Origin of the sequence: Rhodococcus sp. 24CO (assembly GCF_050586165.1) — a bacterium.
GTDB lineage: Bacteria > Actinomycetota > Actinomycetes > Mycobacteriales > Mycobacteriaceae > Rhodococcus_F.
Map to the genome: position 1 here is coordinate 255,737 of NZ_JAZFNF010000008.1, position 14,517 is coordinate 270,253.

Annotated in this window: 15 protein-coding genes; 10 read left to right on the top strand and 5 right to left on the bottom strand. The window is 62.2% G+C overall.

The features are described from left to right. Positions 1-110: 110 nt before the first annotated feature. Positions 111-1,133: an ABC transporter permease gene (locus V2B23_RS21435; protein WP_430952189.1), complete on the top strand. Its 1,023-nt coding sequence runs from the start codon at positions 111-113 to the stop codon at positions 1,131-1,133. A 38-nt stretch (positions 1,134-1,171) separates the two neighbouring features. Here V2B23_RS21435 and V2B23_RS21440 read toward each other — a convergent pair whose 3' ends face one another. Together V2B23_RS21440 and V2B23_RS21445 are read right to left on the bottom strand one after the other, a co-directional pair. Beyond that, positions 1,172-3,103 carry an acyl-CoA dehydrogenase gene (locus V2B23_RS21440; protein ID WP_430952190.1) on the bottom strand — a complete coding sequence of 644 codons (1,932 nt, stop codon included), beginning with the start codon at positions 3,101-3,103 and terminating at the stop codon, positions 1,172-1,174. A 43-nt stretch (positions 3,104-3,146) separates the two neighbouring features. After that, on the bottom strand, positions 3,147-3,494 hold the full coding sequence (locus tag V2B23_RS21445; protein WP_430952191.1) for a hypothetical protein: 348 nt from the start codon (positions 3,492-3,494) through the stop codon (positions 3,147-3,149). Between the two features lie 110 nt (positions 3,495-3,604). Here V2B23_RS21445 and hemL point away from each other — a divergent pair, with 110 nt between their 5' ends. The 7 genes from hemL (at position 3,605) to V2B23_RS21480 (ending at position 11,565) form a co-directional block, all read left to right on the top strand. Continuing rightward, on the top strand, positions 3,605-4,930 hold the full coding sequence (hemL, locus tag V2B23_RS21450; RefSeq protein ID WP_430952192.1) for a glutamate-1-semialdehyde 2,1-aminomutase: 1,326 nt from the start codon (positions 3,605-3,607) through the stop codon (positions 4,928-4,930). Positions 4,931-4,989: 59 nt separating this feature from the next. Beyond that, on the top strand, positions 4,990-5,649 hold the full coding sequence (locus V2B23_RS21455; RefSeq protein ID WP_033235469.1) for a histidine phosphatase family protein: 660 nt from the start codon (positions 4,990-4,992) through the stop codon (positions 5,647-5,649). Positions 5,650-5,669: 20 nt separating this feature from the next. Then, the gene (locus tag V2B23_RS21460; RefSeq protein WP_430952331.1) at positions 5,670-6,281 is read left to right on the top strand and encodes a TlpA disulfide reductase family protein; all 612 of its coding nucleotides are present in this window, start codon (positions 5,670-5,672) and stop codon (positions 6,279-6,281) included. Continuing rightward, the gene (locus V2B23_RS21465; RefSeq protein WP_430952193.1) at positions 6,278-7,108 is read left to right on the top strand and encodes a cytochrome c biogenesis CcdA family protein; all 831 of its coding nucleotides are present in this window, start codon (positions 6,278-6,280) and stop codon (positions 7,106-7,108) included. The genes V2B23_RS21460 and V2B23_RS21465 overlap by 4 nt, the downstream gene beginning before the upstream one ends. Next, positions 7,105-8,769 (top strand): cytochrome c biogenesis protein ResB, encoded by a 1,665-nt coding sequence (gene resB / locus V2B23_RS21470; RefSeq protein ID WP_430952194.1) that lies wholly within the window; start codon positions 7,105-7,107, stop codon positions 8,767-8,769. The genes V2B23_RS21465 and resB overlap by 4 nt, the downstream gene beginning before the upstream one ends. After that, positions 8,766-9,728, top strand: coding sequence for a c-type cytochrome biogenesis protein CcsB (ccsB, locus tag V2B23_RS21475; RefSeq protein WP_430952195.1), 963 nt, complete (start codon positions 8,766-8,768; stop codon positions 9,726-9,728). The genes resB and ccsB overlap by 4 nt, the downstream gene beginning before the upstream one ends. A 163-nt stretch (positions 9,729-9,891) precedes the next feature. After that, positions 9,892-11,565, top strand: a complete 1,674-nt coding sequence (locus V2B23_RS21480) for an AAA family ATPase (RefSeq protein ID WP_430952196.1) — start codon at positions 9,892-9,894, stop codon at positions 11,563-11,565. A gap of 147 nt (positions 11,566-11,712) precedes the next feature. Here V2B23_RS21480 and V2B23_RS21485 read toward each other — a convergent pair whose 3' ends face one another. Together V2B23_RS21485 and V2B23_RS21490 are read right to left on the bottom strand one after the other, a co-directional pair. Continuing rightward, positions 11,713-11,919: a hypothetical protein gene (locus V2B23_RS21485; RefSeq protein WP_033235464.1), complete on the bottom strand. Its 207-nt coding sequence runs from the start codon at positions 11,917-11,919 to the stop codon at positions 11,713-11,715. Between the two features lie 139 nt (positions 11,920-12,058). Beyond that, positions 12,059-12,265, bottom strand: a complete 207-nt coding sequence (locus V2B23_RS21490) for a BldC family transcriptional regulator (RefSeq protein ID WP_033235774.1) — start codon at positions 12,263-12,265, stop codon at positions 12,059-12,061. 237 nt (positions 12,266-12,502) lie between these two features. On the opposite strand from V2B23_RS21490, the gene V2B23_RS21495 reads away from it, so the two are divergent. Beyond that, positions 12,503-12,889, top strand: a complete 387-nt coding sequence (locus tag V2B23_RS21495; protein ID WP_430952197.1) for a DUF4229 domain-containing protein — start codon at positions 12,503-12,505, stop codon at positions 12,887-12,889. Beyond that, positions 12,886-13,989, top strand: a complete 1,104-nt coding sequence (locus V2B23_RS21500; RefSeq protein ID WP_430952198.1) for a PLP-dependent cysteine synthase family protein — start codon at positions 12,886-12,888, stop codon at positions 13,987-13,989. The genes V2B23_RS21495 and V2B23_RS21500 overlap by 4 nt, the downstream gene beginning before the upstream one ends. Here V2B23_RS21500 and V2B23_RS21505 read toward each other — a convergent pair. Then, positions 13,955-14,488 carry a GNAT family N-acetyltransferase gene (locus V2B23_RS21505; RefSeq protein WP_430952199.1) on the bottom strand — a complete coding sequence of 178 codons (534 nt, stop codon included), beginning with the start codon at positions 14,486-14,488 and terminating at the stop codon, positions 13,955-13,957. The genes V2B23_RS21500 and V2B23_RS21505 overlap by 35 nt on opposite strands. Positions 14,489-14,517 lie beyond the last annotated feature (29 nt).

A 14,517-nucleotide genomic window follows, 5' to 3' on the forward strand; every position in this document is an offset into this window, starting at 1 on the left:
ACGCCGACCTCGTTGTCAACGCTGTTGACGATATCGTGTCAACGGTGTTGACTGTTGAGTCTGTCAACAGCGTTGACAGCTATATGCGGTTAGCGAAAAGAGTGTGAAATATGACAGATACCGACGTCAAAGTGCCGAGTGCAGCGGCGAAGGCGATTGATCCACCCACAAACTGGAAGATGGTGGGCGGCGGGCTCGCATTTCCGCTGTTCTTCGTGATCATGTTCTGCCTGTGTTACGTCAGCGCGTTCCACGCGCCGGCGCCGAATCAGGCGCCGATCGTCGTGGTGGGCCCGCCGTCGGTGACGGCGCCCGTGATCGACGGAATCGAAGCAACGTCTGGCGGCAAATTCGACATCGTTGCAACGGATAATGCAGCCGATGCCATCGCTCGGATCGACAACCGTGACGCCATCGGCGCCATCGAAATCGGTGACACCGTCACCGCGCACATTGCGACAGGTGCCGGTACCTCCACGGTATCGGTAGTGACAGCGTTGGCCCATTCCATTGCGGATCAGACGGGGCAGCAGGTCACCACGGTGGACTCGGCTCCTGTGACCGCGCGTGATTCCTCGACCGTCGGACTGTTCTACTTCCTGATCGTCTGCACCCTCGGTGGCTACCTGACCATGACTGTGCTCAGTCAGGTCGCGCCGAGAATGCGACTGAGAGAGCAATATTCGATTCTCGCCGGTGCGGCAATCCTCACCCCGCTCATCGCGTTCGGGATCACCAGTATCTTCATGCGCGCGTTTGGTGCGTCGTTCGGTGAGATCCTGCAACTGCTGGGGATTTCGATGGTCTACACCTTCACCGTGGGTGCAGTGTGCATTCTGCTGAATCGACTGCTCGGTCAAGCCGCGATCTTTGCGGTGTTGACGGTGCTGGTCTTCATCAACTTCCCGAGTTCGGGTGGCGCCATCCCGGTGTCGTTCCTGCCGGGGTTCTGGCAGCACATTCATTCGTTCTGGCTCGGATCAGCCGCCATGGAGCCCATTCGGTCCGTCATCTATTTCGACGGCAACGGCGCCGGCCCGCACCTCGTCGTTCTGTGTATCTGGTTGGTTGCGGCTCTCGGGCTCACTGGACTGGTCGCATCCCGTCAGTCGAAGAAGGCAGCAGCGCAATAAGATTGGTGGGGCCGGATACTCCCGGCCCCACCAGATCTCTACTTCAGCCGTACCGCGTCCGTGCCGTCTCCGTCGAGCATCGCCGAGCCCAGCAGAGATTCCGGGATCCCGAACCCGTCGATCAGGGTCGCGACATGCGGGCGCAGGGTGCGGCAGCGTTCGTTGATACCGCGAGTGACGGCCTTCGAGCGCTCGACCGACAGATGCCGATGCTCCATGAACCAGGCCTTGTCTGCTTCGATCACGGAGAGTGCATAGAGGTCGCACACCTCGCCGAGAAGATCTTTCGCGACCTCGTCCTCGCACGAATCGATACCGGCAACAAAGGCTTCCAGGATGACGCGCTCGATGTGCGCTTGCGCTGCTTTCAGTACGTGGTCCTGTACGAAATTGAAGGCGTCGAACGGATTCTCCTCCCGCTTCTGCGCTGCTTGCAACCTCCGTGCCGCCGTGGAAAGCAGGTACTCCTCGCGGTCCTCGAACATCTTCATCTGGGTGCCGCGGTTGAAGAGGCTGCCGTCCTCCTCGTTGTCCTGTCGCGTGTCGACAATCGTCTGCAGGATCTGTTGGGCCGCAGTACGTTTCTTGACCACATCGGAGACCGTCGTAGCGGCGAAACGCATCCAGTCGACCGGGCTCATGCCGCGAACTTCGTCGGCGTAGGAAGTGAGCAGTTCCTTGGCGACCAACTGCGTCAGAACATGGTTGTCGCCCTCGAAAGTCGTGAAGACGTCGGTGTCGGCTTTCAGTGCGGTGAGACGGTTCTCCGCGAGATAGCCTGCGCCGCCGCAGGCTTCGCGTGCCTCCTGAATAGCGCGAGTGGCATGCCACGTGTTGGCGGCCTTGAGGCCGGCGGCGCGCCCCTCGAGCTCGCGCTGCTCCTGCGGATCCGGGTTCTCGCTGCTTTGGATGTCATGCATCGCGGCAACAAGTTCGTTCTGCGCGAACTGCAATGCGTACGAGCGGGCGATCAGTGGCAACAGGCGCTTCTGGTGGACGAGGTAGTCCATGATCAGGACTTCGTTGTCGCTCTTGGGGGCGCTGAACTGTCTGCGTTGCAAGGCGTATCGGCCCGCGATTGCCAAGCCGACACGTGCTGCCGCTGCTGCGGAGCCGCCGACGGTGACGCGTCCACGAACCAACGTCCCCACCATCGTGAAGAAGCGCCGGTTCGGGTTGTCGATTGCGGAACTGTACGTGCCGTCCTCGGCGACGTCGGCGTAACGGTTGAGCAGGTTGTCGCGGGGAATTCGCACGTGATCGAACATGATGCGCCCGTTGTCGACTCCGGGCAGTCCACCCTTGAATCCGCAATCCGACGTCGTGACGCCGGGGAGGTCGTTTCCGGCGGCATCGCGGATCGGAACGACGAAGCAGTGCACGCCTTGGCTTTCGCCTCCGGTGATGAGTTGCGCGAACACGGCTGCGACGGTGGCGTGTTCGGCGGCCCCGCCGATGTAGTCCTTACGCGAGGACGGAGTGGGGGAGTCGATCACGAATTCGCCGGTGGCCGCGTCGTAGGTCGCGGTGGTCTCGAGTTCCTGGACGTCACTGCCGTGTCCGGTCTCGGTCATGGCAAAACACCCGAGAAGTTCCAGGTCGATGAGGGGTTTGACGTAGGCCTGGTGGTGGCGTTCAGTGCCGAGGTTCTCGATGGCTCCGCCGAACAGTCCCCATTGGACGCCGGCCTTGACCATGAGAGACAAGTCGGACATTGCGAGCATTTCGATACTGGTGACGGCGCCGCCCGCATCTCCGGTTCCGCCGTGCGCTACCGCGAAACCGTTTGCGGCATAACCGAGATCGGCAAGGACTCGCATCTGTTCGAGAGCCTTGGTACGGGCGATGGCGAGATTAGGAGTGAAATGCGGAGCAAATCGCTCGTCGGACAGTTCGCCGCGAACTCGCTCACGCACCTCCCGCCAGCGTCCGTCGAGAGTATTCCTGAGGTGGTCCGCTGTGGTGGCCATGGGATCGACCCTAGCGCGAGGGTGGGACCTGTCATCCGTTTCCTCAGCAGTTTCCAGCGGCGCCGGCTTCGATTCCTTCTCTGAACAGTTGTTTGTCAGCGTCCGGCATCGCTTGATACGACGGGTCGTTCTCCACGATTTTCAGGAAGTCCGCCGCAGCGTCTGCCGGGGCTCCGCCGCTCTGCGTCTGCTGCGTGACGTAGACCGAAACGGCCGAGCAACCGCCGAGAAAGGCAGGCTCGGTGCGGGGCGCGGCAGGGACCGAACTGACGGACGAACTGGCAGCGGATGTCACCGTCGTAGCGCTCGGGGCCTTGGTTTCCCCGTCGGAACTGCAGGATGTGACAAGAATCGCAACTGGAATCAACAGCGTGGTCAGCAGTCGCCTCATAGCCCAAATAGTCCCATAATTGGCCTGTTGGGGCCGGAAAACGCATTTCGGCGCCACAACTCCTACACCCTGTCGTTGTCAGATTCGACAGAACTGGGACACTGGAGGTCGTGACTGTGTCTTCCGGTGATTTCGACGTGCATGCAACGAACTCGGCTCGGCTCTTCGAGCGTGCCGGCAACGTGATTCCAGGCGGCGTCAATTCGCCGGTCCGAGCGTTCGGTTCGGTGGGTGGAACACCCCGATTCATCCGTGAGGCATCCGGCTACACACTGACCGATGTCGACGACAACAAGTACGTCGATCTCGTGTCGTCGTGGGGGCCGATGATCCTCGGACACGCCCACCCCGCAGTCGTGGAAGCGGTCCGGGAGGCAGCCCTCGGCGGACTTTCCTTCGGTGCTCCCACCGAAGGTGAAATCGCACTGGCCGAAGAAATCGTTGCCAGGGTCGCCCCCGTCGAGAAGGTTCGCCTGGTCAACTCCGGCACCGAGGCCACCATGAGCGCCGTGCGCCTGGCCCGCGGATTCACCGGCCGTACCAAGATCATCAAGTTCTCCGGTTGCTATCACGGTCACGTCGACGCCTTGCTTGCCGACGCCGGATCGGGACTTGCCACCTTCGGACTGCCCACATCACCCGGAGTGACCGGCGCACAGGCCGAAGACACCATCGTGGTCCGCTACAACGATCTCGACGCCGTCGCCGCAGCATTCGCGGCCAACCCGGACGCCGTCGCGTGTGTCATCACCGAGGCCGCTGCCGGAAACATGGGTGCTGTCGCGCCGCTGCCCGGTTTCAACGAGGGACTGCGCGCACTCACGCGCGAGCACGGCGCTTTGCTGATCATGGACGAGGTGATGACGGGATTCCGCGTCAGTGCGTCCGGTTGGTACGGCATCGACAACGTCGCCGGCGACCTCTACACCTTCGGCAAGGTCATGAGCGGTGGTCTTCCGGCCGCCGCGTTCGGCGGTCGCGCCGACATCATGGGTCATCTCGCACCGGACGGCCCGGTCTACCAGGCAGGCACCCTCTCCGGTAACCCCGTAGCCGTCGCTGCCGGTCTCGCCAACCTTCGCGCTGCCGACGCCGAGGTGTACGCCAAGCTCGGAAAGAGCGCCACCACCCTCGGCACACTCATGTCCGATGCGCTCACCGCAGAAGGCGTCGTCCACAAGGTGCAGTACGCGGGCACACTGGTCAGCGTGTTCTTCTCCGAAAACACCGTCACGAACTACGACGAGGCAAAGGCCGCGCAGACGTGGCGGTTCCCCGCGTTCTTCCACGAACTGCTCGCTCGCGGTGTGTACCCGCCGCCGAGCGCATTCGAAGCGTGGTTCGTCTCGGCCGCGCTCGACGATCGGGCGTTCTCGATCATCGCCGACGCTCTGCCGCACGCAGCAAAGGCTGCCGCGGCAGCCGTCAAGCCCTGAGATCTGCACGCTTCCGCCATTCCTTCATCCCGTACCTACTTCAGCTAGGACTCTCGACTGTGACCGACGTCGACCATCCAGACCACACGTCCACCCGCACGATCGTGCATGTGCTCCGCCACGGTGAAGTGCACAACCCGCGCGGGATCCTGTACGGACGGCTACCGGGATTCCGGTTGTCGGTGGCGGGTGAGGCGCAGGCACGGGCAGTCGCGGCTGTTCTTGCCGATCACGACATCACCCATGTTGTCGCGTCGCCGTTGCAGCGGGCGCAGGAAACCGCGACTCCGATCGCCGAGGCTCACGGCGTCGACATCACGACCGACGACAACGTCATCGAAGCCGGCAACGAGTTCGAGGGCCTCAAGGTTGCCGTCGGTGACGGCGCACTCTCGCGCCCGCGGCACTGGTGGAAGTTGCGCGATCCGTTCACTCCGTCATGGGGCGAGCCCTACCTGCAGATTGCGCATCGCATGCTCGCTGCCGTGAATGCCGCTCGCGTTGCTGCCGTCGGACACGAAGCTGTCATCGTCAGCCATCAGTTGCCGGTGTGGACTCTGCGACGGTTCCTACAGGGCGAACGCCTGTGGCACGACCCGCGTCACCGCCAGTGCGGCCTCGCGTCACTCACGTCGCTCGTCTACGAAGGTGACACTCTCGTCGACATCATCTACTCCGAGCCTGCAGGCGCATCCGATCCGAGAGTGACCGGGGCATGACTCCGCTCCGCTCCGAGCGCATGATTTTCCGCAAGGTCGCAGCAGCAGTCGCCACGACTGCTGCGGCGATGCTCGTTCTCTCGTCCTGCGCGACCGGCGACGACGCCGTCGCTACGGGCGGCACGTTCGACTTCGTCTCGCCGGGTGGCCAGACGAAGATCTTCTACGATCCGCCGTCCGATCGAGGCACCATCGGAAAGCTCACCGGACCCGATCTGATGACCGAAGACACAACTATCGCCCTCAGCGATTTCGAGGACAAAGTTGTCGTCCTCAATGTCTGGGGTCAGTGGTGTGGTCCGTGCCGCGCCGAAGCCGACGATTTGGAGCAGGTCTACGAGCAGACGCGTGATTCCGGAGTGCAGTTCCTCGGCATCAACGTTCGCGACGAGACCAAGAACAAGGCACAGGACTTTGTAATCGACAACAAGGTCTCGTACCCGTCGATCTACGACCCGTCGATGCGCTCGTTGATCGCGTTCGGCGAGGGATACCCGACGTCGGTCATCCCGACCACCATCGTTCTCGATCGCCAGCACCGCGTCGCCGCTGTGTTCCTGCAGGAATTGCTTGCCGAGGATCTCCTGCCCGTGGTCGAACGAGTGGCAGCGGAAGAGCCTGCGCAGCAATGACACTCGCAAGTACTGAAACACTCGGAGCGGGCGTCGGTGAAGCATTTCAGAATGCCGCCTCGTCCGGGCCGCTATTTCTCGCGCTCGGCGCATGCCTGCTCGCCGGTCTGGTGTCGTTTGCCTCACCGTGCGTAGTGCCGCTCGTTCCCGGTTACCTGTCCTACCTGGCCGGGGTAGTCGGTGCTGACGCTCCGGCAATCTCGGCAGACGAAGCCAGGACGCGAACTATTGCCCGCAGTAGCCGTCTGCGAGTTGCAGGGGCCGCCGGACTGTTCGTGGCCGGCTTCACCGTCGTCTTCGTGTTGGCTACGGCCTCCGTGTTCGGGGTCATCTCCACACTGCTGATCAACCGCGACGTGCTGATGCGCGTCGGCGGCGTTGTGACTATCGCGATGGGCCTCGTGTTCATCGGCCTGGTGCCCGCGCTGCAGAAAGACGTCCGCTTCGAGCCGCGTCGAGTGTCCTCTCTGGTGGGTGCTCCGCTGCTCGGGGGTGTTTTTGCACTCGGCTGGACGCCCTGCCTTGGCCCGACGCTTGCCGGTGTCATGTCCGTGGCCGCCGGAACCGAAGGCATGACCGCAGCTCGCGGTGTCACGTTGATCGTGGCGTACTGCATCGGGCTCGGCTTGCCGTTCATCATTCTGGCCCTCGGGTCGGCTCGCGCCTTGAACGGTGTCGGGTGGCTGCGCCGCAACGCGCGAACAATTCAGATTTTCGGCGGAATCATGTTGGTGGCGGTGGGCATTGCCCTCGTCACGGGCGCGTGGGACCAGTTCGTCGGCTGGGTCCGTGACGCATTTATCTCGGAGGTGACGCTGCCGATATGACAGCTGACGACAATCACGACAACTCGACTGCGGCATTGCCTCGGCAATCGCTGATCGGCCGAGTCATCGCGCTCGGACGCAACACGTGGCGCGGTCTCACCTCGATGAAGACGGCGCTCGTGCTGCTGTTCCTCCTCGCAATCGCTGCTATCCCGGGCGCACTGTTGCCACAGCGTTCCCTCAACGAGGGCAAGGTCACCGACTACATCGCCGCGCGGCCCACCTTGGGCCCGTGGATGGACAAGCTCGAACTGTTCGACGTGTTCAGCAGTTTCTGGTTCACCGCGATCTACGCCCTGCTGTTCATCTCACTGGTCGGCTGCATCCTGCCGCGCTGCGTCGAACACGCAAAGGCACTGCGTACCCGCCCCGTGGCGGCGCCGCGCAACCTCTCTCGCTTGCCGCACCACACGTCGGCCGTCGTCCCTGGCGAGACGCCCGAACAGTTGGCGGCGCGTCTGTCCAAGGAACTCAAAGGATGGCGCGTCGAGACCCGCACCGACGACGAGCGGTCGAAGCACGACGGTGAAATCACGATCTCGGCGGAGAAGGGATACCTCCGTGAATTCGGAAACCTCGTATTCCACCTCTCGCTCGTCGGACTCCTGATTGCCATCGCCGCCGGAAAGCTGTTCGGCTACGAGGGCAACCGCATCGTGATCGCCAACGACGGACCGGGATTCTGCACCACGTCACCTGCCGCCTTCGACTCCTTCATCGCCGGACTCGAGCTCGACGGCACCGGGATGACGCCGCTGTGTTTGCGGGTCAAGAACTTCGAGGCCGACTACCTCGAAACCGGTCAGGCCGAGATGTTCACCTCGGACATCGCGTACCAGTCGGGCGATGACATCGACTCCAACACCTGGCGCGACACGACCATCGCGGTGAACCACCCACTGCGCATTGCCGGTGATCGTGTGTACCTGCAGGGCCACGGTTACGCACCTACCTTCACAGTCACTTTCCCCAACGGGGAGACCCGCACCGAAACCTTGCAGTGGCGACCCGACGACGCCGTCACCTTCCTGAGCAGTGGTGCGATGCGTTTCGACCCGCCAGGCGGCATGTACCCGGATGCCGACGAGCGACGCAAGAATCAGATCGCCATCGAAGGACTGTTCGCGCCGACGGCACTGTTCCACGGAAATCTGCTGTCGTCGAGCTTCCCGGCGATGAACGATCCGGCCGTTGCCATCGACATCTACAAAGGTGACACCGGACTGGACACCGGTAATCCGCAGTCGCTGTTCGAGCTCAACACCGAACTCATCAATCAGGGCCGGCTGGTCAAGCAGGAACGTGTCAACTTGATGCCCGGCGAGAGCGCAACATTGGCGGACGGCACGCAGGTACGATTCGACGGCGCCGTCGACTTCGTCAACCTGCAGGTTTCTCATGACCCGGCTCAGCAGTGGGTCCTGGTCTCGGCACTGACGATGATGGCGGGGCTACTGGTTTCGCTGCTGATCAAGCGTCGCAGAATCTGGGCCCGTATCTATCTCGACGACGAACGACGTACGGTAGTAGAGCTCGGCGGACTTGCCCGTACCGACCACGCCGGCTGGGGCGACGAGTTCGATCGTCTCGCAGATCGACTATTAGACAGCAACTCGACTAACTCGGTGACCACACCGCACGTGCAGGAGAATGCCCGATGACAACCAACGAGACTCTCGCTCAGTACAGCGACTGGGCCTTCAAATCAGCCTTTACGGTGCTGGTTCTGGCGTTTGTGCTGCTGATCGTGGAGTACGCGTCGGCTCGCGCCAAATCCGTTCAGGAGAAGGAACTGGTTGCCGCGGGGGGTGGGGACGCCCTCACTCCGGGTCGCGTGACCGAGGAGCCGGTCAAGGCGCTCTCCGAGCGCTTCGGTGGCATGGGCCGCGCAGTCCTGGTTGTCGGCACCGTTCTGATCATCGCGTCGATCGTGCTCCGTGGGTTTGCCACCTCACGATTCCCGCTCGGCAACATGTACGAGTTTGTTGCCATGGCGTGTGCTGCCGCGTTGTTGGTCGGTCACGTTCTGCTGGCCAAGGCAACGTACCGGTCGATGTGGGTCTTCCTGCTCGTACCGGTGCTGATCTTGATGTTCCTTGCCGGCACTGTTCTCTACGCCGACGCCGCACCGGTTGTCCCCGCACTACGGTCCTACTGGCTGCCGATTCACGTGACCATCGTGAGCGTCGGATCCGGCATCTTCATGATCGGTGGCATCGCCAGCATCTTGTTCCTGCTGCGCCTGAAGTTCCCGCCCGGTGAAGAAGGTTCGGGCATCGGTGGCCGGATCGCCGAGCGGCTTCCCGACGCACAGACGCTTGACCGCCTGGCGTACAAGAGCACCATCATCGCCTTCCCGCTGTTCGGTGCCGGAGTCATTCTGGGTGCTATCTGGGCGGAAGCGGCCTGGGGTCGGTTCTGGGGCTGGGATCCCAAGGAAACGGTGTCCTTCATTGCATGGGTGATCTACGCCGCGTATCTGCACGCCCGAGCAACATCCGGTTGGCGTGAGACGAAAGCCGCCTGGATCAACATCGCAGGATTTGTGGCAATGCTCTTCAATCTGTTCATCATCAACATGGTCGTGTCCGGCCTGCATTCCTACGCGGGACTGACCTGAGTCGATCCGGTACGGTGGGTTGTCGCCGACCGGTCGGGGTTTTTTCCCGCGGGTACCAGCCACGAAACTAGCTACGCGATAGCTGTATGGTCGTGTCTATATCGGGCTGGGTGACACACCGGGCTGGGTGATCGACACGGAAAAGATTTCGACAGGGGCGGACATGGCTGAGAAGAAGGACGACGCGGGAGCGGGGATCTGGGAACCGGTGCGTCCGGCGGCTGCTCCGCATCAGCAAGCCGCGCCGAAGCCTGTTCATGCACCGGCACCCGCGTCACCCAAGGACGTCGATCCGGGAATGCGAAGCTTGTTCGTCGCGCCGACGGACAACGCAGCGCCGCGCGCCAACGGCCATGATTCCGTACCGATGTATCCGGCGCCGCCGACTCCTCCGCCTGCTACTACTGCCCCGGCTGCAGCGTCGAATCCGGTGCCTGCCCCGAATTCGACGCCTGCGCCCAACGCGGGGCGTGCGCCTGCCATTCAGTACCCCGGTGGTCCTCCCGGCCCGGCCAACGGGCGTTTTGCGTCCGGGCCATTCGCGGCCGCGCTGCCGCCGCAGACCTATGAACCGTCGCCGGGGGTCGGCCGGACGAATGGTGCAGTCAATCCGGGTGCAGTCAATCCGGGTGCGGCCAATCCTGGTCTGGCGAATCCCGTTGCAGTTAATCCTGTTGCGGCGCAACAAGCTCCGGCGCCTCGACCGCAGTTTCCGGCTGCGCCTGCACCTTCAGGTCAGATGCCGCCCGCTGCTAGGGTACCGGTTTCGCCGCCCATGCCCAACCCGCCCATGCCCAACCCGCAGATGCCTGTCCCGCGCCCGCCTGCCGTGGGTTCGGCGTCGATGGTGGGAACGCAGCCCGCGGCTGGTCGGCCGGAATCATCGCTGCCGATGTCGGCGCAAGATCTCTCCAATGCGCTGTTGCTCAAGCCCGTGAAGCCCGCTCCGGTCGGCGGCTGGCGCAAGGCCGTCTACACGTTGTCGGGACGGACTCTCAACCTCGGTAACGGCGCCAAAGATCAGCAGATGCTCGAGTTGACTCACAAGATCAATCAGCCCATGCAGGGCTGCTACAAAGTCGCGGTGCTCAGCCTCAAGGGCGGAGTTGGGAAGACAACGACAACAGCGACTCTCGGCTCGACGTTTGCATCCGTGCGCGGTGATCGTGTCATCGCAATCGATGCGAATCCGGATCGTGGAACGCTCAGCCAGAAAGTTCCTCTCGAAACCCCGGCCACCGTCCGTAACCTTTTGCGCGACGAAGCGACCATCGAGAAGTACAGCGACGTTCGCGGCTACACGTCACAGAGTCGGCACCGTCTGGAAGTGCTTGCCTCCGACAGTGATCCGGCAGTGTCCGAAGCATTCAGCGGGGAGGACTACACCCGCACCGTCACCATGCTCGAAAAGTTCTACAGCATTGTTCTCACCGATTGCGGAACCGGATTGATGCACTCGGCAATGACAGCGGTTCTCGAACAGGCAGATTCGTTGATCGTCGTGAGTTCCGGTTCGGTCGACGGCGCTCGCAGTGCCTCCGCCACCTTGGACTGGCTCGATGCACATGGTCACAGCGCGCTGGTTTCCAACGCCGTTGCCGTTATCAATGCGGTACGGCCTGGTTCCGGGAAGGTAGATCTACCCCGGGTAGTCGAGCATTTCGAACAGCGGTGCCGCACCGTTCAGCTGGTTCCGTTCGATCCGCACCTCGAAGAAGGCGCCGAGGTTGATCTCGATCGACTACGGCCCGGTACTCGGGACGCTCTCTTCGAACTTGCCGCCGCCGTTGCCGACGACTTCCCGCGTTCGCACTACGGCCGTCCGCTGCAGCGCTGAAATAGGCACAGGGCGACCGCCCTACAACAGGCACAGGGCGACCGCCCTACTTGTTGATGCCGGTAGGGGCGATCGCCCTGGCGGGGGACTTGCTGTGACCATTCGGGGCTTACGGTGACGAATAGGACCTTCTGCGACGAATAGGACCTACTGCGACGAATCGGTCGGAGCGCCGTCCTGGCCTCCCTGTTGCTTGCGTCGAGTTTGCTGATTTACGTTCCACAGGAACTCGGGATCGTCGTCAGGCCCCTTCACTCCGCCACCCGAGGCTCGGGAAGTGGGGGACGGTCCGAATGCTTTCCACATCAGGACGACCAATGTCACCAAACCTACTAACGCCAACAGATACAGCACGGCGCACCTCCTTCAAGTACAAGGAAGAGCCTACTCAGTCTCGGGTCTGGATCACCAGAAGCCCTGGGACGTGGGTACGGCTTGGTGCGCCGTGCTGTATTCGGGTAGAGCATGTGGGTAGAGCGTGAGCTCCGGTATTTCAGTTGGCTTCGGTGGTCAGCGAGCGCAGAAGCTGCATGACCTCGGTCTCGCGGAAGCGCCGGTGTCCGCCCGGAGTGCGAAGTGATCCGAGTCGGCCGGCGTGTGCCCAGCGGGTCACAGTCTTGGGATCTACGTGAAACAGAGCCGCGACCTGGCCGGGTGTCATGAGTGCGTCTGCGGCTACGTTGTATGTTGGTGCGCTCATCTGATGTTCCTCCGTCTTGGCGTCGAACATGTGTGTCGAAACAGTAGCTCAAAACCTACGCCGAGTTTGTTTCGGTGGCCCCTGCCCACGTTCGACCTTTTTTGGATTGGTAGCGCAATGTTTGCACAGAGTTGCCCAGTTAGTCGATCCTTAATATTTTGGTAAAGGAAAAGTAAAGGACAAACCGGATAAAGCGGGCTGATTATTTTAGTCGCCCGGAGTAGGTAACCTTGCAGTGTGAGTAAGTTGCCTGAACGTCCGGAAAACCAGCCTTCTACGCCCGACCTGACCAAGTCGGAGCCCGTTAACTCTGGGCAAGCAATTGCCTCTGGTGGAGTTGTCACGAAGGGGCAATTGGCGAGAGATGTCGTGCTGTACTCGGTTGCCCGACTCGTGCTGGTAGTCGTCATCGGTGCCGTCATCATGTTCGGTGGAAAGGCTGTCGGTGCAGAGGTTCCCCTGCTCGTAGCTGCCTTGTTTGCCGTGTTGATCGCGCTTCCGCTCTCGCTTCTGCTGTTTGCCAAGTTGCGTAAGCGAGTCAATGCCGGCATTGCCGCAGTTGACGCTCAACGTCGCGAAGACCGTGACGATTTGCGCGCCAAACTGCGTGGTGATCAGCGGTGACGTCGGAGGTGGTCGACGTCTCGCGCCGTAGTGCGCGAAGTTGGGTCGACAATGCGGTCCGACTGATCGAAGCCGACGCTCAGCGCAGCGCCGACACCCACCTCCTGCGGTACCCGCTACCGAACGACTGGCCCGTCCAGCTCTATCTCAAGGACGAGTCGACCCATATCACCGGGAGCCTCAAGCACCGTCTCGCGCGCTCGTTGTTCCTGTATTCCATCTGCAACGGTTGGGTTACCGAAAGCACTCCCGTTATCGAGGCTTCGTCCGGATCGACGGCTGTCAGTGAGGCGTACTTCGCGAAGTTGCTGGGGCTCGAATTCGTGGCTGTGATGCCCGCTCACACCAGTCCTGCGAAGATCGCCCTGATCGAAGCGCACGGCGGACGTTGCCACTTCGTCACCGATCCGTCGTCGATCTACTCCGAATCCCAGCGACTCGCGCGCGAGTCGGGTGGGCACTACATGGATCAGTTCACTCATGCCGAGCGCGCAACGGACTGGCGTGGAAACAACAACATCGCCGCCTCGATCTTCACTCAGCTCGAACGTGAGGAAAACCCGGTTCCGGAGTGGGTTGTCGTCGGCGCAGGCACCGGTGGAACGGGCGCGACCATCGGCCGCTTCCTGCGCTACGGCAAATTCGACACCGGGCTGTGTGTGGTCGATCCCGAACACTCGGTGTTCTTCGACGCCTGGCGGGCCGGTGATCCGTCCGTCGTCGGTACTCGCGGCTCGCGAATCGAAGGCATCGGTCGACCTCGCGTCGAACCTTCGTTTGTCGGTCAGGTCGTCGATCGGATGATCAAGGTGCCAGACGCCGGCTCCATTGCGGCCGCACGTCACGCCAGTGATGCGTTGGGGCGCAAGGTCGGTGGTTCTACCGGAACAAATCTGTGGGGCTCATTTGCCTTGATTGCGGAGATGATGGCGGCAGGACGAAGCGGCAGCGTCGTCACCTTGCTCTGTGACGGCGGAGAACGCTATTCGGGGACTTACTACAACGACGATTGGGTTGCGTCGGAGGGTATTTCACTCGAGACGTCGACAGCGGTTCTCGACGAGTTCATCCGATCCGGGACGTGGACGGCCGACGTCTGAGTGCGGGCCGGCTCATCGTGACCCTGGGCCATGAATCCAGTCCGGCCGCTTGCTCGAGCGCGCGGATCCGGATGAGATCGGGGGAGAGTGTGCCCTCGGGTATGCGCTCGAATCCGAGTCGCTCGTAGTAGGGCGCGTTCCAGGGGACGTCGACAAACGTAGTCAGGGTCACCACGTCGTGATGATGTGCAGCTGCCCAGTCGGCGATGGAGTCGATCAACTGCGCACCGAGGCCTTTGCGTGAGTGCGCGGGGTGCACTGACACCTGCTCGAGATGAACCCCGACGTCGATGATGTCGACCAGGGCGTATCCGATAAGTGCGTTGGCGGCGTCAATCACCCAGATGTGATCGGCTTCGAGGTACTGCGTGAGTTCGTCCAGAGTTGGGGGCGGATCGTCGGCGATGGAGTCCATTCCGATGTCTCGGAAGGGCTCACCCGCGGCTGTTTCGATCAGTTGTAGTGCAGGTAGGTCATTGGGGACGGCCAGGCGAATCACAGAATCCGTTGTACCTCGAGTGCCGAATT